This window comes from Alkaliphilus crotonatoxidans (genome assembly GCF_054658015.1).
The window spans coordinates 1,565,196-1,592,115 of the sequence record NZ_BAAHXS010000004.1 but is presented as its reverse complement, the minus strand read 5'-3'; the positions used below and the strand labels follow the sequence as shown (position 1 = coordinate 1,592,115).

At 39.3% G+C, this 26,920-nt stretch carries 26 protein-coding genes; 8 read left to right on the top strand and 18 right to left on the bottom strand.

The window, feature by feature from the left end; translation table 11 throughout:
* Positions 1 to 15 precede the first annotated feature (15 nt).
* Together ACYQ1I_RS10170 and ACYQ1I_RS10165 are read right to left on the bottom strand one after the other, a co-directional pair.
* Positions 16 to 195: a hypothetical protein gene (locus ACYQ1I_RS10170; protein ID WP_459764901.1), complete on the bottom strand. Its 180-nt coding sequence runs from the start codon at positions 193 to 195 to the stop codon at positions 16 to 18.
* Between the two features lie 212 nt (positions 196 to 407).
* Positions 408 to 1,085 (bottom strand): manganese catalase family protein, encoded by a 678-nt coding sequence (locus tag ACYQ1I_RS10165; protein ID WP_459764899.1) that lies wholly within the window; start codon positions 1,083 to 1,085, stop codon positions 408 to 410.
* A 121-nt stretch (positions 1,086 to 1,206) separates the two neighbouring features.
* On the opposite strand from ACYQ1I_RS10165, the gene ACYQ1I_RS10160 reads away from it, so the two are divergent.
* Together ACYQ1I_RS10160 and ACYQ1I_RS10155 are read left to right on the top strand one after the other, a co-directional pair.
* Positions 1,207 to 1,731 (top strand): DUF3231 family protein, encoded by a 525-nt coding sequence (locus ACYQ1I_RS10160; RefSeq protein ID WP_459764897.1) that lies wholly within the window; start codon positions 1,207 to 1,209, stop codon positions 1,729 to 1,731.
* Positions 1,732 to 1,746: 15 nt separating this feature from the next.
* On the top strand, positions 1,747 to 2,109 hold the full coding sequence (locus tag ACYQ1I_RS10155; RefSeq protein WP_459764895.1) for a DUF2512 family protein: 363 nt from the start codon (positions 1,747 to 1,749) through the stop codon (positions 2,107 to 2,109).
* A gap of 100 nt (positions 2,110 to 2,209) precedes the next feature.
* Here ACYQ1I_RS10155 and ACYQ1I_RS10150 read toward each other — a convergent pair whose 3' ends face one another.
* Positions 2,210 to 3,394, bottom strand: a complete 1,185-nt coding sequence (locus ACYQ1I_RS10150) for an anaerobic nitric oxide reductase flavorubredoxin (RefSeq protein ID WP_459764893.1) — start codon at positions 3,392 to 3,394, stop codon at positions 2,210 to 2,212.
* A 14-nt stretch (positions 3,395 to 3,408) separates the two neighbouring features.
* Positions 3,409 to 4,086 (bottom strand): iron-sulfur cluster repair di-iron protein, encoded by a 678-nt coding sequence (ric, locus tag ACYQ1I_RS10145; protein ID WP_459764891.1) that lies wholly within the window; start codon positions 4,084 to 4,086, stop codon positions 3,409 to 3,411.
* 340 nt (positions 4,087 to 4,426) lie between these two features.
* On the opposite strand from ric, the gene ACYQ1I_RS10140 reads away from it, so the two are divergent.
* Positions 4,427 to 4,801, top strand: a complete 375-nt coding sequence (locus ACYQ1I_RS10140) for a hypothetical protein (protein WP_459764889.1) — start codon at positions 4,427 to 4,429, stop codon at positions 4,799 to 4,801.
* Positions 4,802 to 4,991: 190 nt separating this feature from the next.
* Here ACYQ1I_RS10140 and ACYQ1I_RS10135 read toward each other — a convergent pair whose 3' ends face one another.
* Entirely contained in the window at positions 4,992 to 5,732 is a 741-nt protein-coding gene (locus ACYQ1I_RS10135; protein ID WP_459764888.1) for a hypothetical protein, read from the bottom strand.
* A gap of 410 nt (positions 5,733 to 6,142) precedes the next feature.
* On the opposite strand from ACYQ1I_RS10135, the gene ACYQ1I_RS10130 reads away from it, so the two are divergent.
* Both ACYQ1I_RS10130 and ACYQ1I_RS10125 read left to right on the top strand, forming a co-directional pair.
* Positions 6,143 to 7,762 carry a recombinase family protein gene (locus ACYQ1I_RS10130; RefSeq protein WP_459764886.1) on the top strand — a complete coding sequence of 540 codons (1,620 nt, stop codon included), beginning with the start codon at positions 6,143 to 6,145 and terminating at the stop codon, positions 7,760 to 7,762.
* A 232-nt stretch (positions 7,763 to 7,994) separates the two neighbouring features.
* Positions 7,995 to 8,981, top strand: coding sequence for an alpha/beta hydrolase (locus ACYQ1I_RS10125; protein WP_459764884.1), 987 nt, complete (start codon positions 7,995 to 7,997; stop codon positions 8,979 to 8,981).
* A 114-nt stretch (positions 8,982 to 9,095) separates the two neighbouring features.
* Here the strand turns inward: ACYQ1I_RS10125 and ACYQ1I_RS10120 are convergent, their stop codons facing one another.
* Positions 9,096 to 9,506 carry a VOC family protein gene (locus ACYQ1I_RS10120; RefSeq protein ID WP_459764882.1) on the bottom strand — a complete coding sequence of 137 codons (411 nt, stop codon included), beginning with the start codon at positions 9,504 to 9,506 and terminating at the stop codon, positions 9,096 to 9,098.
* Between the two features lie 170 nt (positions 9,507 to 9,676).
* On the opposite strand from ACYQ1I_RS10120, the gene ACYQ1I_RS10115 reads away from it, so the two are divergent.
* Positions 9,677 to 9,850: a hypothetical protein gene (locus ACYQ1I_RS10115; RefSeq protein WP_459764880.1), complete on the top strand. Its 174-nt coding sequence runs from the start codon at positions 9,677 to 9,679 to the stop codon at positions 9,848 to 9,850.
* Entirely contained in the window at positions 9,834 to 10,670 is an 837-nt protein-coding gene (locus ACYQ1I_RS10110) for an ABC transporter permease (RefSeq protein WP_459764878.1), read from the top strand. Before ACYQ1I_RS10115 ends, ACYQ1I_RS10110 begins: the two co-directional genes overlap by 17 nt.
* Positions 10,671 to 11,117: 447 nt before the next feature.
* Here ACYQ1I_RS10110 and madM read toward each other — a convergent pair whose 3' ends face one another.
* The 7 genes from madM to ACYQ1I_RS10075 all read right to left on the bottom strand — a co-directional run bounded on the left by madM (position 11,118) and on the right by ACYQ1I_RS10075 (position 20,744).
* Entirely contained in the window at positions 11,118 to 11,882 is a 765-nt protein-coding gene (gene madM, locus ACYQ1I_RS10105) for a malonate transporter subunit MadM (RefSeq protein ID WP_459764876.1), read from the bottom strand.
* Between the two features lie 44 nt (positions 11,883 to 11,926).
* Positions 11,927 to 12,319 carry a malonate transporter subunit MadL gene (gene madL / locus ACYQ1I_RS10100; protein ID WP_459764874.1) on the bottom strand — a complete coding sequence of 131 codons (393 nt, stop codon included), beginning with the start codon at positions 12,317 to 12,319 and terminating at the stop codon, positions 11,927 to 11,929.
* Between the two features lie 38 nt (positions 12,320 to 12,357).
* Positions 12,358 to 13,545, bottom strand: a complete 1,188-nt coding sequence (locus ACYQ1I_RS10095; protein ID WP_459764872.1) for a CaiB/BaiF CoA transferase family protein — start codon at positions 13,543 to 13,545, stop codon at positions 12,358 to 12,360.
* Between the two features lie 174 nt (positions 13,546 to 13,719).
* Positions 13,720 to 15,045 carry a sigma-54-dependent transcriptional regulator gene (locus ACYQ1I_RS10090; protein ID WP_459764870.1) on the bottom strand — a complete coding sequence of 442 codons (1,326 nt, stop codon included), beginning with the start codon at positions 15,043 to 15,045 and terminating at the stop codon, positions 13,720 to 13,722.
* A gap of 26 nt (positions 15,046 to 15,071) precedes the next feature.
* Complete coding sequence (locus ACYQ1I_RS10085) at positions 15,072 to 17,240, bottom strand: ATP-binding protein (protein WP_459764868.1); 2,169 nt, start codon at positions 17,238 to 17,240, stop codon at positions 15,072 to 15,074.
* 342 nt (positions 17,241 to 17,582) lie between these two features.
* Complete coding sequence (locus tag ACYQ1I_RS10080; RefSeq protein ID WP_459764866.1) at positions 17,583 to 18,980, bottom strand: MATE family efflux transporter; 1,398 nt, start codon at positions 18,978 to 18,980, stop codon at positions 17,583 to 17,585.
* Between the two features lie 477 nt (positions 18,981 to 19,457).
* A complete protein-coding gene (locus tag ACYQ1I_RS10075) occupies positions 19,458 to 20,744 on the bottom strand; it encodes an IS30 family transposase (RefSeq protein WP_459761661.1) in 1,287 nt (428 codons plus the stop codon).
* Between the two features lie 197 nt (positions 20,745 to 20,941).
* Between ACYQ1I_RS10075 and ACYQ1I_RS10070 the strand changes: the two genes are divergently transcribed.
* Positions 20,942 to 21,787 carry a helix-turn-helix domain-containing protein gene (locus tag ACYQ1I_RS10070; RefSeq protein WP_459764864.1) on the top strand — a complete coding sequence of 282 codons (846 nt, stop codon included), beginning with the start codon at positions 20,942 to 20,944 and terminating at the stop codon, positions 21,785 to 21,787.
* 74 nt (positions 21,788 to 21,861) lie between these two features.
* Here the strand turns inward: ACYQ1I_RS10070 and ACYQ1I_RS10065 are convergent, their stop codons facing one another.
* The 5 genes from ACYQ1I_RS10065 to carB form a co-directional block, all read right to left on the bottom strand.
* Positions 21,862 to 22,428, bottom strand: coding sequence for a rubrerythrin family protein (locus tag ACYQ1I_RS10065; protein ID WP_459764862.1), 567 nt, complete (start codon positions 22,426 to 22,428; stop codon positions 21,862 to 21,864).
* A gap of 112 nt (positions 22,429 to 22,540) precedes the next feature.
* Entirely contained in the window at positions 22,541 to 22,780 is a 240-nt protein-coding gene (locus ACYQ1I_RS10060) for a hypothetical protein (RefSeq protein ID WP_459764861.1), read from the bottom strand.
* On the bottom strand, positions 22,773 to 22,991 hold the full coding sequence (locus ACYQ1I_RS10055; protein ID WP_459764859.1) for a helix-turn-helix domain-containing protein: 219 nt from the start codon (positions 22,989 to 22,991) through the stop codon (positions 22,773 to 22,775). Before ACYQ1I_RS10055 ends, ACYQ1I_RS10060 begins: the two co-directional genes overlap by 8 nt.
* Entirely contained in the window at positions 22,988 to 23,458 is a 471-nt protein-coding gene (locus ACYQ1I_RS10050) for a cyclic nucleotide-binding domain-containing protein (RefSeq protein ID WP_459764857.1), read from the bottom strand. The genes ACYQ1I_RS10055 and ACYQ1I_RS10050 overlap by 4 nt, the downstream gene beginning before the upstream one ends.
* A gap of 280 nt (positions 23,459 to 23,738) precedes the next feature.
* On the bottom strand, positions 23,739 to 26,918 hold the full coding sequence (carB, locus tag ACYQ1I_RS10045; protein ID WP_459764855.1) for a carbamoyl-phosphate synthase large subunit: 3,180 nt from the start codon (positions 26,916 to 26,918) through the stop codon (positions 23,739 to 23,741).
* Positions 26,919 to 26,920 lie beyond the last annotated feature (2 nt).

Genomic DNA, 26,920 nt, shown 5'->3' with positions numbered 1-26,920 from the left:
ATTTACCTAAGTCTTTTAGCTGTTATCTAATTTCTGTTTTGTCTTTAAATATTTCATTAAATTTTGATAAGTTGAAATCTGATTTTCTTCAGAAAGGCTCATAATCTTTATATGAATTAAATCAGCAATTGCATTGGCCATATTCTTACCTGGGTCTTCTTCACCAGGGTAGATAACGATATTAATTTGCCCCATTCCAAACACCTCCACTTTATCCTATGAAGAAAATAGATTGTACTATGTTCAGGAAGTACTGAAATAGCCTGCTGATAAAAAAAGTCCAGTTAAGAAAGGAAAACAACTTAACTGGGCTCTTTTAATGTTACTATCATCGCTTTGCTAATTTAAGTAAACCTAAGGAAATAAAATACCCCTGAATAGGGGTATTTCATATAGCATGCTATTAATCAATGAGGATTTGGATTATTAAAGCTTGGAGGCTGTGCATTGCTGGGATCAAAATATTGTCCGCCGGGGGTTGAAAGATTGAAGTACAGCTTAGAATCCTTTGTGATACCCCAGTCCTTTAAAGAGCCGGTATCCTGAATTCTGTTAAAGGCCTCTCTGAACATAGTATTATGAGCCTCTTCACGATTTAATAGGAAGTCAATGGTATTTCTAACACCTTTATCGCTAATTTGGCGATATAGATATTCATAAACCACCTTAGCTCTTTGTTCAGCAGCAATATTAGAGAGTATGTCGGCAGCTAAATCACCTGTTTCATTAATGTAGGCGGCTGTCCACAATTGACCGGAGGCATTACTTAGCATAGGGTTTAAACCCGTCAAAACGTGGGCTTCAATATTCCCTACAGTTGCCATATTGGCATCGGGATCGTGTCCATTTAGTAGATTAATGGTTGTGGCCACCATTTCCATATGGCTTAGCTCCTCTGCTGCTATGTCCAAAAATAAATCCTTTATTTCCGGGTCTTTGATACGAAAGCTCTGAGAAAAATATTGAAGCGCAGCCTTTAATTCTCCTTGGGGCCCACCCAGTTGCTCCTGCATCATAGCCGCATAGTTGGGATTAGGGGCATCAACCCTAACCTCATGTAATAGGTTTTTATCATGCTTAAACATTGGCTCATCTCCTTTTTTTATTTAGTTTTCTATTTATTCACCAGAATATTCATGATTATATTAAATTTTTTACATAATCTATGCTCCTCAGAGTTATACTAGGTTTAAAATCTAACAATAATTGAGGAGGCAAGAAATCAATGGGTATTTTAGGAGGAAATCAAAAAATGAACCAATGCATTATGGAGAGGTATTTGGCGTTTGGAGTCATTTAATGGAGGCACAGGCTGCCCTAGTGAATCATCAGGTTATGATTAATCACACAGGTGATAAGGAACTGAAGAAATTTCTTGAGGATTTAAACGATAATGTAGTTAAACCAGAAATTCAACAGATTGAAGACCTACTAAAGGTTAATGGTATTGCACTTCCACCAGCCCCTCCAGAGCGTCCTGTGGCCAACCTAGAGGATATACCGGTTGGTGCAAGGGTAATGGACCCAGAAATTGCAGCAGCCACAGCCAAGCATATTTCTGCCGGTTTAGTTTCCTGTAGTAGCATAATGGGTATGGCAACCCGAGAAGATATTGGTATGATGTTTGGTCAATTCCATATGAAGAAGGCTCAATACGGTAATATGCTGCTAAAATTACAAAAAGAAAAGGGTTGGCTGATCTTACCTCCGCTTCACAACCCAAGTCATTAGTAAGGAGGTGAAAAAATGAGTAATACAACAACTGCTCTATTAGTAAAGTTTGCTATGACCTTTGTGGCAGCTTGGCTTACTTTAGGCTATATGGACAGAAATCCGTTTATGTGGATTCTACTGGTAGCTATATTAGGAACCGTTCTAAATTATCTTTTAGGTGACCTAGTTGTTCTTCCTAAAATGGGAAACGTTGTGGCGGCCCTTGGAGATGGTGTAATGGCTGCCTTGGTGGCCTACGTAGTAGCATATTTCACTAGGAATTTCAATACAACCCTTCGTACCCTGGTAATCTTCGGAGTGCTGGTGGCAGTAGTAGAATATTTCTTCCATAATTATTTGCTTAAGTCAGACACAGTGGCACCAAGGGAAAAATAAAAAACAAAGACATTTATCCGTCAAAGTAAAACGCTTCATTTGTAGAAGACAACTGCAAATGAAGCGTTTCTTTAAATATATTGTTAAAGGGCCAAATACATTATAGTCTTTCTGCCAGCTTAACTCCATAGGCTCTGCATTGCTCCAGGGCTCCTTCATCGGGCTGCCATAATGCACCGAGGCCCTCCTCAGTAACGTTAAACCCACATTCCTTAAGGGCTTTAGTCATGATTTTAGGAGATTCACCGCTCCAGCCATAGCTGCCGAATCCAGCCGCTTGTTTATTTTTAAATCGAAGCCCCTTCATTATTTCAAGCATAGCTGCCATAGCTGAAAGAATACCGTTATTAATAGTAGAAGAGCCTGCTACAACTAGCTTTGCCTTAAAGACTTCAGCGATTACATCATTTTTATCTGCCTTTGCAACATTGAAAAGCTTAATGTTGAGGGTTGGGTCCACTGACTTAATTCCTTCTGCAATGGCTTCAGCCATTCGTTTAGTGGCATCCCACATGGTATCATAAATCAATGTAACTTGATGCTCCTGATAATTCTGGGCCCACTTGAGATATTGCTCTACAATTTGAGTTGGATGATCCCTCCAAATAACACCATGTGCTGGACAAATCATGCTTACTGGCACATTGAAATCCAGTACTTCTTTAATTTTCTTAACTACCAGTGGGCTGAAGGGTGTCAAAATATTGGCATAGTACTTAATCGCCTCTTGATAAAGCTCTGCCTGATCTACCAGGTCATTATACATTAACTCAGAGGCATAGTGCTGACCAAAGGCATCATTGCTGAATAGTATCTCGTCTTTGGTATAATATTCAAACATACTGTCCGGCCAATGCAGCATCGGCGCCTCAATAAAAACAAGCTTTCCTTCACCCAGGTCCAGGGTGTCGCCTGTCTTAATCTCAATAAAATTCCAATCCTGATGAAAATGCCCCTTTAATGATTTAATTCCGTTGGCTGTACAATAAATGGGAGTATCAGGTATTTCTTTCATCAATTCCGGCAACCCACCACTGTGATCTATTTCGGCATGGTTTGCAATGATGTAATCAATTTTCTTTAAATCAATTACTTTTTTGAGATTTGCCACAAACTCGTCGTCAAAGGGCTTCCAGACGGTATCGATTAAAGCTACCTTTTTATCCTGAATCAAGTATGAATTGTAGGAGGATCCTCTATGGGTTGAATATTCTTCTCCATGAAAGGTTTTAAGCTCCCAGTCTATTTTTCCCACCCAAGTAATTCTTTCATTAATTTTAAACATTTTAATACCCCTTTCTAAACAAATCTTTTAAATAGAATATTATTTTCTGTATGAACATGCATATACATGTCGGCTACAAAGGCCTTTAGCTTCTCATATACCAGCTGAAAGGTGGTACAGCCATCTGCCGGTGCTTTAAAATGCTTGGTCAAATCAGTAATTTGATGAAGCGCATCCCCGGCATCGTCATGTTCTCCTTCTAGGGCTTCAACTAACTCCTTAAGCCTTGGGCCACCTTCACTTATTTTAGGAAACAATTGAACCTCTTCCTTTACCAGATGATTCTCAAGCTCTGTTTTTAACCCTCCAAAGACTTTATGAAGCTCAAAAAGCTCTGGATGTTTATCACCATGTACCATAAGGATTTTAAATATCAATTCAGATATAACCGGCAGCTCTTTTTTTAAGTAGCTGTGGTGTTTGTTAACAATCCGTTCAATTAATTGCTCTGTTGAAAAATCGGAAAGCTTCATTTTTTTAGAATCAACTTCTAATTTTTCAGCCCTTTCCATCGCCTCCTCTGCATCCTTAATCAGCCCTTCGATATCCCTGGCATCCCTTTCTATAGCTTCTTTAATCGTTCTGTCACCGCCACAGCAAAAATCTACATCATAGTCCATATAAACCTTCACCAATTCCGGATGTAAAGTGACACTTTCTCCAATTGTAAGATTCATATCTAGTTTTTTCATAAATATAACCCTCCCTTAAATTATGGTTGTATATTGATTTCATCATACCACCCTATACACATTGATAATGTGATTCGCCTCACACCATCTATATTTTTTATGTATAGTCCTTCTGATCCTACAGCTTATTTTTACAGCAGCGCTGCTTTTACATGCCTTTATTTATTCAATATATTTCTTTTAATTTAGTATTCTTAAAGTATCTTTTGGCTATACGATTTTTCTATATTGATTAATTTTACGGATCATGTTACTTTTCAAGGCTTATGAAGTAAGTATTGAAAGTATCAGTATTGTAAATACTATAACCGGCAGAACTAATAATAATTGGAGGTGCAGTATGTACAGAAAATTATCTAGATTATTTATGCTCTCTTTTCTCATAATAAGTCTGCTGCTTATCTCATGTGGCAGAACAGAAAGGCCACCCGAAGGAGAAGGCGTTGAAAATCCCTATAACCCTGTCGGTGAGGATGTCAGTAATGAACTGAAGTTACAGTTGGAATTGGAATCAGGTGTTTCCAGTATTAGTCTCCTGGAAAAGACAGACTGGCTTATTGCCACCATTCTGATAGAAGAGGGTCTTAATGAAAATAAAGCTGAACAGCTGGCTAAAGGATATGGACAAAAAATTAAGGAAAGGTACCCGGATAGAAAGGTAAGAGTTCAGATTGAACAAAAGAAGCATATCGTTTATGATTACGAATTAGAATGAAACTACCCCTAATGTAAAAGCTTAGTACCTGGTCATCTAAATAGCGAAACCACCTGGAATATCCCAAAATAGCTTTATCTTTAATTCGCCATATTATCGATATGGCTTCCTTTTCGCTTGTTTTTGGAATAATAACACCATGCCCCTATCTCGTCATTTAAATGACCGGCGTACTGCAATAAAGAAGGGATTAAAAACAATCCATGGTACTGATACCAAAGGTATTGCAAAGATACAAATAAAGTTCTTCATCTATCTTTAGATTTTTAACATATTTTTTAGAAGTTGTAAATTTTTTAGGTTTACCCAGAACATGATAGTTTCCCCAATAAGTTATTTGACTGACGGAAAGATAAAAGCTATCCATACAGGTAAAGCATCTACGAAGCTTAATCCTGGTATATGTGTCCTTTGAAGAATCTATTTTATTAAGCATTATTAAAGATGAGTAGTAATGATTTTCAAGTTCCTTCTTAAGCTTTTTAGGGTCTGGTATAAGCTCTAAAGGCTCGATTATCTTCATATTTTCCACCCAATCTCTACACTTTTCACAGAAGGGTCTTACCTGTAATGATGGATAGCTTGCAGCAATGGCTGGTAATAACAGTATTAAAAACTTAACTAACCAGATTAAATATATCGTCTGGCCCCTTATGATATACGGATGATACCCACCTATGTATATTTCCCATCCTGAATCAGCCATAAACATTATGGCATACAATAAATCCCTTGGATTCCAAATAAGTAGCTTTCTCTTAAAGTTAAAAAATACCCAAAAGACTCCGGTAAAGTACTCCGCCATCAAAATAATCCCTGCGAACAGGAAAATAGCTATAATTCGATGTCTTACATTACTAATCCATATACTTACTCGGGCAATTAATCCTAAAATCCCCCCATAGATTAAGGTTCCAAAAGTAACCGCCATATAAAATATTGGCCCATAATTATATAGCAATATCACTGTTATTAAGCTATATATAAAGCTTAGCAAAAAGATTACAATGCTTGAAAGGAGTAACATAATACTAAAGGGTTTAATTGACAGCTTCAGAGATTGTTGATAATATAATTGTTTTTTCTTAAATAACCATTGCACAGACTTTTCTCCCCTTTAAATGGCAAAAATACTATATACTAAGATAGCACAGGACAAATTTAATTTGTGTCGAACATTGTATAATTATAGAAAATAGTGCCATATTCCTACCTTTTTCTTCAAAAACTAAAAAACCCAATATGGAATATATGAAAAAATCTCTTTTATCAGCATACACCAAGCCTATAACTAATATAAGATATTGTAGACAGAAATACTTTTCAATTTAAGGTGATGCGATGGGAGAGCACATTGTAGTGGCCATTTATGCCAGAAAATCCAAGGAAACTGACAAGGGAGAGTCCGTAATCAATCAGGTAAAATCCTGTAAGGAATACGCCGAGGCTTTTTTAGCTAATGAAAATATTCAATATCTGATTTACATTGACGAGGGCTTTTCTGCTAAGGATACCGATCGTCCCGAATTTCAAAAATTGCTTCATGATGCCAAGCTAAAAAAATTCCAAATTTTAATCTGCTACAGGCTAGATCGTATCAGCAGAAATATTTCTGATTTTACCGGCATCATTGATTTATTTGAAAAAAACAATATTGCCTTTGTATCTATCCGGGAAAGATTCGACACTGCTACTCCCATGGGAAGGGCTATGATGTATATATCCAGTGTTTTCGCACAGCTGGAAAGGGAAACCATTGGGGAACGTATTCGAGATAACTTTCTTAAGCTTGCCCGAACTGGCCGATGGCTGGGCGGAAAACCCCCAACCGGTTACTGTGGAAGCCCTGTGGAGTATCTGGACGATAATTTTAAGAAGAAAAAAATGCAGCAGCTAAGGCCTATACCCCAGGAGCTGGCTTTAGTAAAGCAGCTCTATCGTAAATACATTGAGTTGGGCTCTCTGAACCGACTTTTAAATTGGTCCCTCGAAAATCAGATTAAATCAAAATATGGAAATGATTTTAATCTTCGGTCCTTAAGGCTTATTCTCACCAATACCGTTTATGTGATGGCAGATGAAAAAATATATACATGGCTTCTGAAAGAAGGTATTGATATTGCCAGCGCTAAGGCCGAATTCAACGGTATAAACGGCCTATTTATTTATAACAAATACAATAATCAAAGAAACTGCTCTGCCAAAATTAGAAAAAAGGAGGAGTGGATTGCCGTGGTGGGAAGCCACCCCGGTGTTATTTCTTCAAATGACTGGATTCATGTTCAAGAAATGCTTAGAAGAAATTCCGCCAAGGCGCCAAGGAGTGATACCGGGGAATATGGGTTGATTACATCATTGTTAAGGTGTGCTTGCGGGTCTGGCATGAAAATCACCTTTAAATACACTAATGGCCGGGTTCGTCATTACTATTATAAATGCAAAATGAAGGAAGCTTCTCGGGGAAGCCGATGTCAAGGAACTAACTTGAATGGTGCTGAAGCCGATGCCTTGATAATTAAGGAAATACAGAAATTACAAGCCCACCCCGAAGAAGTATATTCCCTGCTGGCGGAAAAAAACAGTGGCCTTGAAAAATCTACTACTCAATTTAATGGAAAAAGGGGGCTATTTGAAAAGGAGTTAACAGAATGTAGGGCTGCTATTCAAAACCTGACAGTTCAACTATCCCAAAATCATAACTCTACGGCAGCTAAATATATGATTAATCAAATTGAAGTCCTTGACCAAAGGATGAAAGAAATCGAGCACCAGCTAAAGCTCATCAAAACCCCTAATATATCTTCTCTTGAAAAACAAAGCCTGGAAATTATCTATTCCCTGGCCAGTCAATCAAATGATTTTTTTCACAAGCTGACCATCACCGAGAAACGAAGAATATTAAAAGCAATCATCAAGGAAATTCAATGGGATGGGGAAAACTTGAAAATATTTTTTAAGTGAAGTTTTTCTGTACTGATGGCATCCACCTAAAGAATCTTGCCTGATATTTGCCTTTCATCATAAAGTTTATCCCTCCCTGTGTAAGTATATTGAAATATCCTACTTCTTATAGCTTCTGGGTTGCGGAAGGGGCAAGCGCTGAAAAATTAACAACTAAACTGCTATTTAGATAGAGAATTTTTGAAGTCTTTGGTATAATAATAGCAAATTCACCTGTAAAGGAGCATATCTAATGTATAAAACCATTCAAAAGGGCAGTAGGCGCAGGCATAAGGGGGGTATATTAAAAAAGCTTCTATTCTGCCTTTTCGGACTTATCTTTTTGGCTTTTCTTATTTTCACATATTGGCTGGGAAAGCAGGTCGCAGCAGGTTTGTTATATCAAAATGTCGACAACGATACGAAGGAGAATAGTGTTAAGCAGTTGGAAAAGTGGGGCTATGACCTAGCCGCCTTTGAGATGGCCTATACGCCTGAACAATTTACTTTAAAGGCTGAGGATGACAATATCATTCCTGTTTATGCCTTTACCGCCAATGGAGAAGCCGATAATGATACGGTGATTCTAGTACATGGAGCTGGCGGTGATCATGTTAGTGTGTACCCCGTAGCTGAAGTCTACTTGAAAAATGGCTGGAATGTAATTACTATTGATCAACGGGCCAGCGGAGATTCTCTAAATGAAATTGTCACCTTCGGTTATTATGAAAAACTAGATGTAAAGGCCCTGGTAGATTATACTCAAGAAAAGGTTAAGAATCATAAAGTGGTTGTCCATGGCATCTCCATGGGGGCTGCCACCTCAGGCCTTTATGCTGCAACGGAACATGCTAAAGATAGTCTGGATTATGTCATTATGGACTCCTCCTATGATAGCATGGAAAATATGTTTTTAGCTGTTTGGAATCAAATGGAAGAAGCTAAAAGCTTACCTACAGCTTATGTCCTATGGAGCGGAAATTGGTATTTAAAGCTGCGCTACGGCTTTGGTTTTAATGATGTTGATATTGTAAATGCCCAAAAGAGTAATGAAATTCCCACCTTGGTTATTCAGGGTACAAAGGACACCCTGTGCCCACCGGATATGGGTGAACAGATATATGAAAATATCGCCTCAGCTGAAAAGGAGCTATGGATGGTGAATAGTGCCCATATCGAAGCCTATATAGATTATCCTCAGCAGTATGCTGCCAAAGTAATGGACTTCTTGAATAAATAATCTTGCTGTAATGAATCGTTTAAGCATTATATGTATTAAGGTTACTTTCGTATTGTTCCTAAATTTTAAAGGCTAGTCTATTCAAAAGACCAGCCTTTTTTCATTCTTTAATAGCTATTCTTGGTAATTTAACTCCCAAATATAGTCGAAGGGGTCCTGCACCTTGGCGTAGATAGAACCCCAAAAGGTGGGTTCCAATGGAGTAATGACTTTACAATTCCTGTCAATAAATTCCTCGTAAATGGATTTAATCGCTTCTTCTGATTCGATTTCCAGCCAAATTGAAATGGTATTCCCCCTGGTCAAGGGATGGTTGTCCACCACATCGGTGGCAGATATGGTCATGTCTCCAAAGGCCATAGTGGCATTCATAATATAGTTTTTTTGATGAGCATCGACCTCCATTTCTGCCTCTCTGTAGGTAACCCTTTCCAGAATAGGCACCTTAAACACTGTGGAGTAAAAATCCAAGGCCTCTTGACAATTACCATTAAAATATAAAAAGGGAAGTATGGTTTTAATCATGCTACAGCCTCCTTCAATTTTTTATATTATACCACGCCTCCTTTAAAAAAACTTCTTATTATTGCTGTCTTATCATGCAAGTTTATTTTATCATACTATAATCCCTTTCATCTCAATAAGCTGTTATTTCTCCTGGTCGCATTTTTATTGACATACCTGAAGCCATCTCTATGGCAGACCGGGTTATGGTTCTTTCCAATCGCCCTGCCACTATCAAGAGCATATATGATATCAAGCTCACCTGCCAGGACGGAGAGGCTTCGCCGATTAAATGTCGAGAGGCCCCCGAGTTCAGACACTATTTTAATCAAATATGGAGGGAGTTGGATGTTTATGTTCAATAATCGTAGACAGAAGCTACAGGATGAAAAATATTCCCCCAGCCACTTGGCCTATTTAAAGGGATTAAAAATGGAAAAAACTCAAATCCTGCTCTCTCAAATAGGTCTATTGATTTTTCTTCTGGTATTATGGGAGCTGGCAGCCCATTTGAAATGGATAGACCCATTTTTCACCAGCAGACCCACCTCCATTGTCAAGCTCATTGTAAACTTGGCAAAGGATGGTTCAATTTTTATGCATACGGGCATTTCCCTATTTGAAGCAATTATGGGATTTTTATTGGGGACAGTTTTGGGCACCCTAATCGCTATTTTACTATGGTGGTCAGATTTCGCCGCCAGGGTTTTTGACCCCTACCTGGTGGTATTAAATGCCTTACCTAAAATTGCCCTGGGCCCTATTATCATTATCTGGGCCGGTGCCGGAATGCGGGGAATTATTGTAACTGCCCTGACAATTTCATTGGTGGTCACAATTCTGGCCACCTACAATGGCTTCAAGGAGGTAGATGAGGAAAAAATAAAAATGCTAAAAACCTTTGGCGCCACTAAGCTACAAATATTAAAAAAGGTCGTCCTTCCCGCCAATGTTCCCAATATGATTAACACCATGAAAATAAACATAGGTATGTCCTGGGTTGGGGTAATTGTTGGTGAATTTCTGGTTTCCAAGGCAGGATTGGGTTATTTGATCGTTTATGGCGGGCAGGTCTTTCGATTAGATATTGTCATGGCAGGGGTAATCATTCTAGCTGTGGCAACAGCATTAATGTATCAGTTTATTGCCAGACTTGAAAACAAATTTTTAAAATGGAAGCAATAATATCATGAGGAGGCCCTTCATTATGATGAGCCTCCTTCTTTACTCCTTTTCGCATTTATAAATCACACAAATATAAAATTCCCTCAATTAAACAACATTTGTACAGGTATTTATTTTTTCCAGATCATCAAAAATGTTCTTTGACTATAATTGATAGGCTTCACCTATATTATATTGTATACTAGGTAAATTACAAAAAAATAAGAATTGGCTCAAGGCGAATTCTTTATTCTTTCCGTATAGACCGTCATCCTCTAAAAACATGTTTTTCCTCTTGTACCATCCGAATTGATATAAAAACCATCAACAATTTCGTTTATTCCACCATCAAATAACCATTTATTTGATTCAATAAATTCTATGAATTGATTATAAAACATACCGTACGTTACCGCTTCCGGTACAGATACACATCCTCTTATCTCAAATCCTTTAATTTCGTTGAATCTATCCAAATATCATCCTAATAATCATGAATCCTATCGAAGGAACCAATAAACTTCCTAGCCCTGTATAAAAGGTCGCTATCATCGCCCCATAGGGGACAAGCTTAGCATCGGTGGCAGCTAATCCCCCAGCGACACCGCTGGTTGTACCGATTAACCCACCATAGACCATGGCAGCCGTTGGGCTGTTAAGTTTAATTACAGGTGCAATAAAGGGTGTAATTACCATTGTTAAAACAGATTTTACTACTCCCGCAGCTATGGATAAGGCGATGACTTCAGAGCTTACCCCTAAGGCTGTTCCTGCTACAGGACCAACAATGAAGGTAAGGGTGCCCCCACCGATCGTTGTGATCTCTGCTGGATCTGTATAGCCCAGTAATACAGCTACAAAAGCTCCTACAAAGAAGGAGAAAAACACGCCTACCAGCAGGGATACAATCCCTGGCAGCCCGGCCTTCTTTAAATTTTCCATTTTAACACCGTAGGCTGTAGAAATAATTGTATAGTCCCTCAGCATAGCTCCTCCCATTAGCCCTGTACCGGCGAATATTGGTATATCAGCAATACCACGGGAACCCCCGGTATATTTACCTGCAATATAGGCTAATATTAACCCCACTATAATGGCAACAGCCGAGCTCATTCTTTCCTGCTTGAGTCTTTTTGTAAGCCCGTAGGAGACAAGCATAATTAAGGCAATTAGCCCAAAGGCAGCCACTAATCCATAGGAAGTAAATATTGTTACAATATGATCCTTGACCATTCTATTCACATCTCCCTTTTATCCAAATAGGTACTAATTTTTAATCAATTGATGATTGACTTGTCGTCCGGAAATTCCTCCCGGGGTACTAGCTTTGAGATCAAAGGCACTAAAAACAGGGCACCGATAGTAGCGCCTCCCCCTGCTACAAAGGCTACTAAGCCTCCTGAAAAGGCAGATACTACATTTTGAATAGATGACATAGCCACAATAACAGGAATATAAAGGGCGCTTAACAACAAAATACCATTTTTTGTCTTTTGACTGAAGTCTTTTCCCTTCCCTTCATAGTAATTGCTTATTAAAATTAAAAGCAGCATGGCGAAGCCTACTCCACCCACATCACCCTGAACGCCAAGAATACTTCCCAATACTCTTCCAAAAAGAGTACCAATAAACATACAAAGTGCCACCAGGCCCAAACCATATATTTCCATATACTTTGCCGCCTCCTTTAGCTTTTATAATACTGGTGCTAGAAAATATTCATTTCCTTCAACCGCTGAATTTCTTCATGGGTAAGGCCCACAAAATCCTTCAATATTTCCTCTGTGTGCTGTCCTAATACAGGTGCGGGCATCCTAACGGTTCCTTGACTTTCTGACATTTTAATCGGAACCCCCGGTATTTTTACGCTTCCAGCCTTTGGATGCTCTACCTCCACCAGCATTTCTCTAGAAATAACCTGTGGATCATTAACAACCCCTTCCATATTGTTAATAGGTCCATTTGGAACTCCTGCATCATCCAATATGCTTTGCCATTCCCTGGTAGACCTTCGTTTAATTGCTTCTGCCAGCTCCGGCCGTAGGGCATTATAATTTTCTGCCCTCAATGGATTCGTTTTAAATAGCCCATGATCTGCCAGCTCTTCCTTACCAATTTCTACGCATAGCTTTCTAAACAGGGTGTCGTTACCTGCTGCAATCATAATCTCTCCATCTGCTGTTTCAAAGGGCTCAAATGGAACAATTGATGTATGTCTATTCCCCTCTGGCTTAGGTGCAACCCCAGTGGCAAAATATCTTGCTATTGCATTTTCTAATATGGATACCTGACAATCCAGCATGGCCACATCCACCTTCTGTCCTACACCAGCTATATTTCTATAATTAATGGCTGCTAAAATACCTATAGCAGTATACAATCCTGCTGTAATATCGCCGATGGATGGGCCAACTCGTGTAGGTCTACCGCCCTTTTCTCCCGTAATACTCATAATTCCTCCCATTGCCTGCACTACCCCGTCATAGGCAGGGCGGTTACTATAGGGACCTGTATGCCCAAATCCAGAGGCAGCTGCATAAATAATTTGAGGATTTACTTCCTTTAGAAGCTCATATCCCAAGCCAAGCTTTTCCATGGTACCTGGACGATAGTTTTCTACTACCACATCTGCTTGCTTCACCATTTTGATAAAAAGGTCCTTTGCCTCCTGCTTTTTTAAGTTCAAGGTAATACTTTTTTTGTTTCGGTTAATATTCATAAAATATGCGCTTTCCTCATTAATATAAGGACCAAACTGCCGGGAATCGTCTCCTGTTTTTGGGACTTCAATTTTAATTACATCTGCCCCCAGATCACCTAAAATCATTGTTGCATAGGGCCCTGCCAAAACCCTCGTTAGGTCTAGCACCTTTATGCCTGCTAATGCCTGTTTCATTTTCATACCTCCTTAAATGTAATTATTTTAATCATTTTAATTACATTGCAAAGTTCATACCAGCTACTAGGTCCCTATTTATGAGGATATTTAGGCATTACTGTATCAAAAAATAAAAATAAGTGGTAAATAAATTACCACTTTGGTAAAAACATTACCACCTTAATCATTCTTTTATATGCTTAATTTATATTTTTGTATCTTCCTTCTGAGGGTAAGCCTAGAAAGCCCTAAGTCTTCTGCCGTCCTGGTAATGTTCCAATCATGCTTTTCCAGTGTCTTTTTAATAATAGCTTCCTCAGCAATTTCTAAGCTGTTAAAGTCCTCTGGCTTTGGCTCCTTTGGAATAAAGTTTACAATTTCCTTAGGTATATCCTTTAAAGATATGATCTTATCTTTTTGAAAAATCATAACCCTCTCAATCATATTTCTTAACTGCCTTACGTTTCCTGGCCAATTGTATTGCCTTAAGACCGCCATAGCATCTGGGTCAATTCCAATAACTGCTTTATTTAACTTTTTATTATATTCATCAAGAAAATAGGCAGATAAAATAGGGATGTCTTCCCTACGTTCTCTAAGGGGAGGCAAATTTATGGGAACAATATTCAATCGATAATATAAATCTTCCCTGAAGGTTCCCCTTTGAATTTCTCTAAGAAGGTATTTATTGGTGGCAGCTACAATGGTAGCTTCAAATTTCCTTTCCTTTAAGCCGCCTACGCTTCGGTAACTTTTTTCTTGTAACACCCTTAGCATTTTGGCCTGGAGCTCAATATCCATATCAGCAATTTCATCAAGGAAAAGCACACCTCTATTGGCAGCCTCTATTAGTCCGGCTTTGTAAGATTTTGCATCTGAAAAGGCTCCTTTTTCATAGCCAAAGAGCTCACTTTCCTGTAGATTTTTGGGAATAGCTGCACAATTAATGGCCATAAACCTATGATTATCTCCAACCTTCAAGCTATGAATTAGTTTGGCAACAACCTCTTTACCGGTTCCACTTTCTCCCTCTAAAAGAATACATGTATCATAGGGTAGTTGCCCAATCTCCATTATGGTTTCTCTAATAGCTTGTATTTTCTCAGAGTTGCCAATTAATAAAGTATTACTAGTGCTAATGTCTATTTCTTTTTTTATACGTATATACTGTAGCGTTTGTTCAATGGATTGCTGTATTTCGTTTAAGGAAAAGGGCTTAACGAAATAATCATAGGCACCATCCTTCATTGCCCTTACTGCCAGCTTAATTTCGTTCAAGTAAGTAATCATAATTACAATGCAGGTGGGTTTTATGCTTTTAATATGCTTTAAAACTTCTAATCCATCTATGCCTGGCAGCCTAATATCAACTATAGCCAGGTCAGGTGATTCATTCTTTAATACCTTTAAACCTTCTTCTCCCGTTTCTGCTGCTATAACCGTTAATCCTAGCTTTTCTAAGCCCATCTTCAGTGAAAGTCTTATACTTTTCTCATCATCGATAACTAATATTTTCACCAGCTTCACCTCCGCTTAACGACAGCTTACACATCTGTAGGTAGCTCAACGCTAATCTTAGTTCCCACCCCCTCATTACTGTCTACATTAACAAGGCCATCATGCTCCTTAATTATTTTATAAGCAATAGAAAGTCCTAAACCATTTCCATCCTTTTTCGTAGTATAGAAGGGATAAAATATTTTGTCGAGACTTTGCCCATCTATACCAATACCATTATCCTGAATCGAAATTAACACAGACTTCTCCTTTCCCTGAATACTGATGGAAACGTTTCCACCCTCTTTGACTGCCTCTATAGTATTTTTAAAAATGTTTATGAAGACTTGTTTAAGCGCTCTTCGATCCCCCTTTAGGGAAATGCATCTATGTTCATAATTCTTTTTTATTTGTATTGCTTTCTCACTGGCTTTAGCTGTGAAAAGATAGACAATGTTATCGATCAAATCAGCTATGTTGATAATTTCTTTTGTTAGTATCGAAGCTCTGCTAAAGTCTAAATAGTGAATAACCAACTTATTTAAATCTTCTATTTCCTCTTGTAAAGTAATTAACACCTCATTTTTACTTACAGCATCATAGGAGTCATCCCTTAAAATCTCCATCAGATTCCTCATACCTGCCAAGGGATTACCAATATCATGAATAATGGAAGCCGATAGCTCTCCTAGGGTACGAATACGATCCTCTCTTCTAAGTTCCAGCTCTATCATTTTTATTTTAGTTAAATCCTTAAACAATAGGACTACGCCAATAATATTATTCATTTTATCCAATACACAGGAGACCGTAAAGCTGATAATCATCCTTCGCCCTGAAAGGCCCTTGGCAGTCATCTCAATATCTTTAACAACCTTATTGTTTATCATTACATCCTCAATGATGGAACCCAGGTCTACACCAATGCTATCTAAAAACACCTTAATATGCCTTCGCAGAAATGTATTCTGAGGAAATTCTAATAGATTCTCTGCTTCCTTATTATAAATTGTAATCAGGTATTCTTGATTAATTACAACGATACCATTAGCTACACTACCCAATATATTATTTAGATATTGCTGAAGATGATTTTCCCTGATATAAGACTGATTCAACTTATTAAAGCTTTCATTTAATTGAATTGTCATACCATGAAAGGCACCTTCAAGCTCTCCTATTTCGTCTTTAACCTGCATCTTTAAGTCTTCAGCTATTTCACCCCTGAGACCATAGCTTAACTGCCTGACTTTATTTACTAGCATTTCTATAGGATTAGTAATTTGTTTTGCCAATATAAAACCAGATAATAGGGCTATAAAGATAACTGCCATTATCACAAGCTTTAATTGTCTTTTTAACTGAATTACCTCTAAAAAAACTGTGTCTTGATGTTGCTCTACGACAACCATCCAATCCTCATCAGGTACAAAGGAAATCGCTCCATAATAAATTTCATCTTCAACCTTGTAGGAAGCCATCACATCCCGTTTATTCCTTAAGATGTTGATAAAATCAGTTACTTCCTCCTCTACTTGAACATGGCTGTTAGGAATCATAATTAAATCCTTTGAACTGGTAATATCAGGATGAATCGCCATAACCCCCTGGGCATCAGCTACCCATATGATACCGTTAAAATGGGCTTGCGTACGCTGAACGATCTGTATAATATTTTTTAAGGGGAGTCCAGCACCTATTAATCCAATAATTTCATTTTTAGAATTATACACAGGAGCAGCAATAATAAAGTGGGGTTCATTTAACACACTGCTAACTAACAAAGGGCTTACCGTAACCTCTTTACCATCCATAATGTCCCAATAATAGCTTCGATCCTCATAGCTTCTACTCTTAACATGGTCATTGGCTGGTTTAGAAAATACCATCTGGGATTCGTTACTCATATAAAAAATTAAATCAAAATAAGTAAAATTATCATATATTCTAAAGATCTCTCTTTTTACCTCCTCTAAATCTCCATAGCTTTGGGAGGAAAAATTTGCTGCGGTAATCACCGTACTTTTTGCATTTTCTAAGTAAATATGAATCTGCTGACTAATCATTCTGGAAATCACAAGATTTTTATTTACAACATTTACCTCTATATTTTGGGTTGCTATATATTGAGATAACATCCCCGTTAAGAGCACACATGCAATTGCAAAAACCATAACAAAAAATGGTATTTTAAATTTTAAGCTTCTTTTATTCATACCTTTTACCTCGTCAAAGATCATTCATTTAGTATTCTGTATTTCTATGACATATCCTGTTATCATAGTACTTTTTTTAAAGTTAATCTAATGTGGAATAGGGCTAAAACAAGGACAGTATTAATAGGGCTAGAAATATAGTTATGTTATGGATAGGCGTGATTGCGGATAAGCTTTTGCTTTAAAGACAGGGCTAGACTACGTTAATAGGGGAACAGGCCTCTCAGCTAAATATTGCTTTGACAAGAATTATTCTGGCTGTTACAAAAGTAAAACAAATTTTTAAAATAGAAGCAATAATACAGCAGGAGGCCCACTATTAGTAGTTGACCTCCTGCTCCTTTACTCAGCAGCCAGTAATTGCTGATAGCCGCCTTCTTTTCTCATTTTTTGAATCACCACGAAGCACACAATGGCTGCCGTTATACCCACCATGCTGTTACTGATCATCATGGCAAGGCCTACGCTTTCACTGCCTAAGCTGGTGAATCGCTGCAATAGGTATAAGCTGGGGATTCTAAATAAAAATAAACGAAGAAAGTTAATCACCAGTGTCAGCCTTGTATAGCCAAAGCCATAGAGAAGCCCCATAACCGATGAGGCAAGGGTCAGAGTCACAAGGGCATATCGTTCATACCGATAGATATTTTTAATTTCCTGGGCAAATTGAAGATCGCCCTTAGAAAATATGTTAATAATAGGGTCCATGAAAATAGTGGATAATACCAGGCCAATTCCTCCCATCACCAGGCTGATTACCAGGGTTTTTTTAAAGGCAGATATAGCCCTTTCAAAATTTTTATTCCCCAGGTTTTGGCTGATAATAGAGGCTTCACCATCCTGAAACCCATTGCAGGCGCTGGTTACGACTCCAGCTATATTATTTGAAACCCCCAGGGCCCCTACCACCATACTGCCATAGAAGGTACTCATGGAATTGACAATTACCTTTCCAAAGCTAAAGGCAAATTTTTCAAAGAATATGGGTAAGGCAAGGATGATAATTGGCCTTACCGTTTTCCTGGAAAAATCAACACTTTTTAATGACAATCTAAAAATATTATCTCGCTTTAGCATACTGATCATGGCATAGATTGTCAAAACAAGGTGAGCAATTAAAGTAGCTATGGCCATCATGGTAATACCATAGTTTAAAACATAGACAAATAGGGCCGTAAGGGGAAGCTTTATACCAATGACAATTAAATTCAAATATAATATTTTTTTGGTATTGCCCTTTGCCTTTTCTACAGCAATATAAACATTGTTGATAAAGATTGCAATAATCATAATAATTTCTACTATAAAATAATTGGTACCAACATTAATTAATTCTTCTGGGGTATTGGCCAGCCGCAGAATGGGCCTTGCCATGGGTACCATAATAAGTAAAATAAGGGCTCCAATTATTAAAGCCAGAAAAAATACCGTATTGACATATTTTTTTGCTATATCTATTTTACCTGCACCATAATATCTGGCTACAATGATTCCGCCCCCGACTGCCAGGCCGGCACCAATTGCGGCAATCATGGTTTTAATTTGAGCCAGATAGGCTACGGCTGAAACCACCTCTGTTCCCAAATGAGAGGCCATCATGGTGTCCAGAAAGCTAAATAGATGATTAAAACCATTATAAATAGCCAATGGCAGGGAAATAAGCCATACTACCCGCCACATGTTTCCCTCTAACACAAATTCTCTTCTGCTACGATCCTTAGAATTTAAAATTGCACTCATTTTTTGTCCGTCCTCTTTTATTTTGTCCTGGCCCAAGAAAAAGCCAACAGGCACTTACATTATACTTGAATCACAAACCCTATTCTGCACAAATCTTGCTTATTTTTTTATATTCTTTGCATATCTTGCTTTATTTTCGTAGCAGCATTATGATATATTTATGGTAGGTGATATTCGTGACTTAAATGAAAGGCGAGATGCCATTTTGTAAAGTGAAACGCAATATTTGAAACCGACAACTGAATATTTGTAAACGAAACGCAGTTTTTGTACTCGAGAAGCCAGTTTTGAAAACAAAAAGCCACTATTGTAACCCAAATGCAGTTTGATTTTCCGAAAAATCTGGTGTATTATGGGTTAAAATGGGCATGCCAAACAGAGATCGACTCCCTCTCGATTTTTTTGTAATCGGAGAATCCACCCCTGTTTTATGGATTAAGCATGGATAGTTGGCAGCGCAGTACTTAGTTTCTAATGTTACTTTTTGAGAAGACTTTGTTTTAGCGTGATGTTATCGGCTGCAACCGGTGAACATCCGAGTTTATGCAAAACCTCTTCTCCGTGGTAGAAGCTGAACGTTTCGTATGGGCTACGATTGTTCAGCTTTTTTCTTTTGTAGGAATTGATATGATTCATCATCGTTGTGATGTCTTCCTGAACTAGGTGATTAAAGCTTGTCCCTTTAGGAAGCACTCTACGAATCAGGCAATGATTGACTTCAATAGCCCCCTTCTGGTGAGGACAACCGGCATCGCAGTAATAAATCCGTGTGCGCAAATCAGGCCCATACTCAATAGCCTTGGGATTGGAAAACTCACTACCATTGTCCGTAAGAATAACAGGAAACAGTTTTCGAAACGGTTCACGTCCGAGCCGTTGATCAAGGTCATTAAATATATCAATTACCGATTGAGAGGTATTGGATTCCCTCAGGAAAGCAAGCATCAGATTAGTTTCTACGAAATGTATTGTTAGTAGGCACTTACCACCCTGGGAACCAATTACAGTGTCCATTTGGACGATCGCAGTATCAGGATTATCGTCAATGAAGCTTTGGAACGCCTCGTAGTTGCGACCAATTCTGCAGCCCTTGTCTACTTTAAATTCCGGCTTTTTATATCGCTCGCGGAACTTTACTTTCCTGGGTAAATCAATATTGCGCACATCGAGCAAGCAGGCATCGATGTAGTTATAGATGGTTTTTTCACTACACATTATTTCATCTTGATGAGTAACATAAATCTGATGGATGGATTGTCCCTGCTTCACCAGCGGACTGATAATTGCATTAAGTCTGGCTATCTCTTCTTCGCTGACACACAGACCACTACGGGATTCAGAAATAATTTTATGAGCTTTAACATGAGCATGCTCCGCATGGTAGAGGTTTTTCATCAAAGTACACTTACTGATCTGCTCGCAGCCATTGCAGACGTAAGGTACCCGAAATCTTGCAGTACAGATTTCCTCAATGAAGTCAGGGCAGTTGTGGTTACACTTTTGACAGAGTTTGCAGTATGCTGCTGAAAGCCTCGAGCATTCCTTGCCGCAGAGCCTTTTCTTTCTACAGTTAATACGGTTTTTGCAAGCATTGTATGGAAACCCTGGATATCCAGTGGCTACTTCTGCAAGATGCTTACGGACTTCTCTGGAAATCGTTGTCGGATTCTTATGCAATCTCCGAGCAATTTCTTTAAATGATACACTCTCTTTTAGGTATTTTTGAAGGGTTAGCCTCTCTTCGTATGTAAAAAACTTAGACATATTTTACTCTCCTTTTTGCCGCCAACCCATTTAGAATATATGGCAGAGAAAAGGTTTGTAAATAAAAAGATTGGTTCAAGACCAATCTTTTGTAAGCCAGATTGCAACCACCTGGAATTTATTCATTTTATCGCTTTATATATTTTAATTTCAATTGAAAGGGTTGCATTTCGATTTGCAATTAAAGGGTGATATTCGTGAAAAGAGAAAATATAGATTTTCATTATCCGGACGAATCCTTTTATCTTTCATATCGTGAGGTCTTTGGAAATTTCACTATGAAGGTCAATCATTTTCATAATCAATATGAACTATATTATCTTTTAGCCGGAGAACGGTATTATTTCATTAAGGATCGGGTTTTCCGAATTCAACCTGGTAATTTAGTCATGATTAATGCCCATGACCTTCATAAAACAACCGATGCTAACACCCAAAATCATATACGGATTCTCATTAATTTCAACAAAGATTTTTTGCCCTCCAGCCCAGGAATGAACCAGCTTTTAGAGACATTATTTGTTGATTCCTGTCATGTGGTTCCCTTTTTACCTGCCGATCAGCAATATGTTGAAACAGTCTTTAATCGCCTTATTTACGAGGCCCAGAGTCAGGGCTTAGGCTTTGAAATATCTTTGCAGTCTCTATTGATGGAGCTTTTGGTCTACACAAGACGATACATTGAAGAAAATCAAAATGTCAGGCTGGTTCCTCCCAGCCCAATGCACGAAAAGATATCTGAAATTGTTCAATATATTAATCAGCATTACGGTCACCCCTTATCCCTTCCTGGCCTGTCAAAAAAATTTTTTATTAGTCAATATCATTTAAGTCGAACCTTCAAACAAACTACGGGCTTCACTGTTGTTGAATATATCAATAACATACGAATCCGCGAGGCCCAAAGGCTATTACGGGAGACCAATCTTAAGGTAATTGATATTGCAGAAGTTGTAGGCTTCAAAAACGTATCTCATTTTGGAAGAGTTTTCAAAAATATTACCAATTATTCGCCTTTACTTTATAAAAGGCAGAATCGTTAGCCTAAAATCAAACAAAAAAAAAGGGACTGCTACAAGACGATTTTTTTCGTTTTATAGCAGCCCTTTTTTTAATTTTAGGCTTCCTTGGCAAAGGTTTTATACATAGACGCCTTGGCGCCACAGATTGGACATTTTTCAGGCAACTCTCCCGCCACTGTATGACCACAGACCTGACAGACATGGATGTCATCAATCTCCATATCCCTGCCCTGCTTCACAACATCCTGGGCATCCTGGAACAGCTTTGCATGGATCTTTTCGGCCTCCAGGGCATAATGAAAGGCCCTTTCTGCTCCTTTTTCTCCCTGAAATTGAGCTGCATTTAAATATACTGGGTACATTTGCTCTATTTCATGGAGCTCTCCATCAATTCCACCCTGCAGGTTTTGAACTGTATCTCCCAGTCCAAATACTGCCCCCGCAGTTACCGTATGATCCTTTTTTTCTGTTCCCAGCTCTCGAAAATGATTGTCTGCATGGGCATATTCTGCATTGGCGATGGCCCTGAAAAGCCTTCCGACATTGGGATAACCCTCTTGATCGGCAACATCGGCCCAGATTAAATACCGCATATGGGCCATACTTTCTCCACCATAGGCTGATCGAAGAAAGTCAGCGGTCATTGCATTTTTAACAGTCATATATAACTACCTCCTTTTGCTTTTATTTCTAATTATATCCATCTAAATTTAATATCATACCTACCATTCCCCCATGTTTTCTATCATTATTCATTGGTCGATCTGGCTGAATTCAAAAGTTTTTATCGCATCTTCCACCAACGTAGTGTCTGCAGCTGCTACAATTACGTAAAGACATAACAAAACTTTCCTGCCCCATTGTATACCTGGTCTTGTATTGGGGGCAAAGCTTAGCCCGCCAGTTCATTTCCTTCTTTTTGGCGGCCCAGCCCTTTCTGCCCGTGAAATATAAAATACCTGAAACCGCTACGGTTCCTATGGCTATTATGGAAACTAAAAATTCGTTATTCATAGTATCCACCTGACATTTCCTTTAATTTTTCATAATCTAATATCTTTAGCCCCTCACGGGTTCTTTTAATGAGCCCTCTTACGCATAGGTTCTTAATCACTCGGTTTAAATGCCTGTAGCTTACCCCCAAAAATGTCGCCAGCTCAGTCATATTACTGGTTTTAATCTCACTGATTAGTTTATTGTTATCATCACAGGCTATGGTGATCAAATAGCTGGCAAACCGAAGGGATAGGATTGATTTAAAGCCGTCATATTTGAAAGGGTATAGAGCTTATGGCTCAGGTTTTCTATGACAAATTTCAAAAAGATATGATCATTAGCGGCATATTCTCGTATATCCTCCATTTTTATACCAATTGCCAGGGTTTTTGTAATCGCCTCTACATTACATCTCACTTTATAATTCTTGAACATTTCCAAATCTCCAATAACCGAAGCGGGAAAGTAAAAGCGAACCAATACTGATTTGCCGTTTTCCAAGATGGTGTAGATCTTTAGCTTACCCTTTACAATAAAATAAAAGAATTTCAACTCTTCATCAATGCTGCAAACCAATTCCCCCTTTTCAAAGGAATAGAGGGTCATCAATTTTGCCATATCCCCACTAAACCTATCATCCAAATGAAAGGCCTTAATATAATGCCTTAGTAAACTTTCATTTTTTACTATTTCCATTGTTATTCCCCCTCTCCCTTTAGTATAGTGTTCTACGCTAAAGGAAAAAAGGACAGATGTCCTATTACTAAAAATAATATAGGTGCAGTTTTATGACAACCTATAGTAGTTACCTCCGAAGCTGAATATAATTATGAATTTTGTCATAAAAACACCCGCTGCAATAACCTTCTCAGCGGGTGAAATATAAATTTTAATATGGCTTTGTTGTGGTCAATCGGAATACATATATGGAAATTTCCCTATACATAACCTAAGTTTTAACTGCTTAGAAGTTCATTTAAAATAGCTTTTTCACCCCATAGGAATATTTTCTAGCATACTTAATTACTTCAATAAATCCCGAGACTGTATCTAAAGAGGTAAAGCAGGGAATCTTGTAATCAATGGAGCTTCTTCTCAGCTTAAAGCCCAGCCGGTCTACAAGCTTACCCTTTGTTGGGGTATTGATCATCATCACCGTTTCCCCTGCTTTAAAGGATTGAACAGCGGCAGTTAGGTCTTGATAAACCTCATCAACCTTAATCCCATTGTCCCTTAAGAAGCTGCCTGTTTTCTGGGTGGCCGTCAGCCTAAAGCCCAGGCTATGGAGCTTTCCGGCAATTTCAAGGGCTTCCCCCTTATCCCGGTCTGATATGGATAACAGCACTGATCCAGTGGAAGGGATTTTCAGTCCTGTGGCTTCAAAGGCCTTAAACAGGGCCTCCTGGTAATCAGCCCCTACCCCCATTACTTCACCGGTGGATTTCATTTCAGGACTCAGGCTGATATCCACCTCTGCCAGCTTTTCAAGGCAAAAGACCGGTGCCTTTACAATGACATAATCGGGCGGCTTGGCAACGCCATCTTCATAGCCCATTTCCTTCAGGGTTTTCCCCGTCATCACTGCCGTTGCCAGGGAAATCATGGGAACACCCGTTACCTTCGATACAATGGGAACCGTTCGGGAGGCCCTGGGATTCGCCTCCAGCACCATTACCTGTTGATCCTTTACAACAAATTGTATGTTAATCAGTCCCCTAACCTTTAAGGCCCTGGCCAGCCTGCTGGTATATTCAACAATATCATGAATGGCCTTTTCACTGACATTTTGTACAGGATATACACTCATACTGTCACCGGAATGAACCCCTGCCCGTTCAATATGCTCCATAATGGCTGGTATAAACACCGTTTCTCCGTCACTGATTCCGTCAATTTCTACCTCCTGGCCTTCTATATACTGATCAAGTAATATTGGGTAATCCTGTTGATCCTGCCAGAATTGGCCGGCATAGTGCAGCAGCTGCTCACGATTCCAAACAATTTCCATGGATTGACCGCCGATCACATAGGAGGGTCTTACCATTAATGGAAAGCCCAGCTGCTTCATTGCCGCTTCCACCTGCTGCAGATTAATTGCAGTGGCACCCCTGGTCTGGGGAACTTTTAATGATGTCAGGAGCTTTGAAAATTTTTCCCGATCCTCTGCTATGTCGATGGATTCCGGGGAGGTTCCTAAAATCGGAAGGCCGTGTTCATGGAGGGCCTTTGTCAGATTAATAGCCGTTTGGCCCCCATATTGAACGATGACTCCATCTATTTTTTCCATCTCTGCAATATTGATAACATCCTCAGGGGTTAGGGGTTCAAAGTAGAGCTTGTCGGAGGTATCAAAATCTGTACTGACGGTTTCGGGATTATTATTGACAATCAAGGTTTCGATCCCCAGCTCCTTCAGGGCCCAGGCCCCGTGAACACAGCAGTAGTCAAATTCAATTCCCTGACCGATTCGAATGGGCCCCGAGCCCAGTATCATCACCTTCCTTTTGTTAAGGATTGCTACCTCATTTTCCCTTTCATAAGTGGAGTAAAAGTAGGGTGTAGCCGATTCAAACTCCCCAGCACAGGTGTCCACCAGCTTATAAACCGGGGTCAGTCCTACCTCCCTGCGATAATGACGAAGAGCCGCCTCTTCCATATTCAACAGAAGTGCCAGATGACGATCGGAGAACCCCATCTTTTTACAGTCCCTTAATAGTGGCTCCCGAAGACCGACCTTTTTGATTTCCCCTTCAAGCTCAATAATATGATGGATTTTAGATAAAAACCATGGATCAATCCCCGTTAACCGGTTTATTTTCTCTAGATCCATACCCCTTCTGACAGCCTCAAAAATACCAAACAGCCTTTGATCATTAGGATAAGATATGATTTCATCAATGAATTCCTGACTCCAGGCTGCCATGGTGCTGGTATAAATATCTCGACGCTTCCCCTCCAGGCTTCTAATGGCCTTCAACAGGGCCGCTTCAAAGGTTCTTTCTATGGCCATTACCTCGCCGGTGGCCTTCATCTGGGTTCCCAGGCTTCTGTCGCCGGTATTGAACTTATCAAAGGGCCATTGGGGAATTTTAACCACCACATAGTCCAGGGCAGGCTCGAAGCAGGCAGTGGTTTTCCCGGTAACAGGGTTTTTAATTTCATCCAGGGTTAGTCCAATGGCAATTTTAGCTGCAATCTTGGCAATGGCATAGCCCGTTGCCTTGGATGCCAGGGCACTGGAACGACTTACCCTTGGGTTTACCTCAATGACCACATAACTCATATTATAGGGGTTAAGGGCAAACTGAATGTTACAGCCCCCCTCCACCTTCAGCTCCCGGATAATGTCAATGGAAGCGCTTCTGAGCATTTGGTACTCTTGGTCACGCAGGGTTTGGGAAGGAGCCACCACAATACTGTCCCCAGTATGTACCCCCACCGGATCAAAGTTTTCCATATTACAAATGATAATGCAATTATCATTTTGATCACGCATGACTTCATATTCAATTTCCTTCCAATTGGCAACACTCTGTTCAATCAATACCTGACCAATCCGACTGTAGCGTAGCCCTCTGGATACAATCTCTGTAAGGGCCGCCTCGTCAGGGGCAATTCCGCCTCCGGTTCCCCCCAGGGTATAGGCTGGTCGAACAATCAGGGGGTATCCCACTTGCTTTGCAAACGCCAGGGCTGCCTCCAAGGATTCAACGATGGTGCTGGCAGGAATGGGTTGGTTTATTTTTTCCATGGTTTCTTTAAATAACTGACGGTCCTCTGCCCGTTTAATTGCCTCTACTGAGGTGCCTAACAGCTTAACATCATATTTTTCCAAAATTCCTGCTTCATAAAGCTCTATAGCCAGATTGAGTCCGGTTTGCCCTCCCAGGGTGGGTAAGATTCCCTGGGGCCTTTCTATTTCAATTATTTTTTCCAGGGCAGGCAGGCTTAAGGGTTCAATATAGATATGGTCTGCAATATGCTGGTCTGTCATGATGGTGGCAGGGTTGCTATTAACCAAAACCACCCTTAGGCCTTCTTCCTTTAAGGACTTACAAGCCTGGGTGCCTGAATAGTCAAACTCAGCCGCTTGCCCGATAACGATTGGCCCTGAGCCGATGACTAGTACTTTACTGATTTTATTGTCCTTAGGCATTG

Coding starts and splice junctions, on each gene's coding strand:
- ACYQ1I_RS10170 (WP_459764901.1), bottom strand. CDS start 195: ATGGGGCAAATTAATATCGTTATCTACCCTGGTGAAGAAGACCCAGGT.
- ACYQ1I_RS10165 (WP_459764899.1), bottom strand. CDS start 1,085: ATGTTTAAGCATGATAAAAACCTATTACATGAGGTTAGGGTTGATGCC.
- ACYQ1I_RS10155 (WP_459764895.1), top strand. CDS start 1,747: ATGAGTAATACAACAACTGCTCTATTAGTAAAGTTTGCTATGACCTTT.
- ACYQ1I_RS10150 (WP_459764893.1), bottom strand. CDS start 3,394: ATGTTTAAAATTAATGAAAGAATTACTTGGGTGGGAAAAATAGACTGG.
- ric (WP_459764891.1), bottom strand. CDS start 4,086: ATGAAAAAACTAGATATGAATCTTACAATTGGAGAAAGTGTCACTTTA.
- ACYQ1I_RS10140 (WP_459764889.1), top strand. CDS start 4,427: ATGTACAGAAAATTATCTAGATTATTTATGCTCTCTTTTCTCATAATA.
- ACYQ1I_RS10135 (WP_459764888.1), bottom strand. CDS start 5,732: ATGGCGGTTACTTTTGGAACCTTAATCTATGGGGGGATTTTAGGATTA.
- ACYQ1I_RS10130 (WP_459764886.1), top strand. CDS start 6,143: ATGGGAGAGCACATTGTAGTGGCCATTTATGCCAGAAAATCCAAGGAA.
- ACYQ1I_RS10125 (WP_459764884.1), top strand. CDS start 7,995: ATGTATAAAACCATTCAAAAGGGCAGTAGGCGCAGGCATAAGGGGGGT.
- ACYQ1I_RS10120 (WP_459764882.1), bottom strand. CDS start 9,506: ATGATTAAAACCATACTTCCCTTTTTATATTTTAATGGTAATTGTCAA.
- ACYQ1I_RS10115 (WP_459764880.1), top strand. CDS start 9,677: ATGGCAGACCGGGTTATGGTTCTTTCCAATCGCCCTGCCACTATCAAG.
- ACYQ1I_RS10110 (WP_459764878.1), top strand. CDS start 9,834: ATGTTTATGTTCAATAATCGTAGACAGAAGCTACAGGATGAAAAATAT.
- madM (WP_459764876.1), bottom strand. CDS start 11,882: ATGGTCAAGGATCATATTGTAACAATATTTACTTCCTATGGATTAGTG.
- madL (WP_459764874.1), bottom strand. CDS start 12,319: ATGGAAATATATGGTTTGGGCCTGGTGGCACTTTGTATGTTTATTGGT.
- ACYQ1I_RS10095 (WP_459764872.1), bottom strand. CDS start 13,545: ATGAAACAGGCATTAGCAGGCATAAAGGTGCTAGACCTAACGAGGGTT.
- ACYQ1I_RS10085 (WP_459764868.1), bottom strand. CDS start 17,240: ATGAATAAAAGAAGCTTAAAATTTAAAATACCATTTTTTGTTATGGTT.
- ACYQ1I_RS10080 (WP_459764866.1), bottom strand. CDS start 18,980: ATGAGTGCAATTTTAAATTCTAAGGATCGTAGCAGAAGAGAATTTGTG.
- ACYQ1I_RS10075 (WP_459761661.1), bottom strand. CDS start 20,744: ATGTCTAAGTTTTTTACATACGAAGAGAGGCTAACCCTTCAAAAATAC.
- ACYQ1I_RS10065 (WP_459764862.1), bottom strand. CDS start 22,428: ATGACTGTTAAAAATGCAATGACCGCTGACTTTCTTCGATCAGCCTAT.
- ACYQ1I_RS10060 (WP_459764861.1), bottom strand. CDS start 22,780: ATGAATAACGAATTTTTAGTTTCCATAATAGCCATAGGAACCGTAGCG.
- ACYQ1I_RS10050 (WP_459764857.1), bottom strand. CDS start 23,458: ATGGAAATAGTAAAAAATGAAAGTTTACTAAGGCATTATATTAAGGCC.
- carB (WP_459764855.1), bottom strand. CDS start 26,918: ATGCCTAAGGACAATAAAATCAGTAAAGTACTAGTCATCGGCTCAGGG.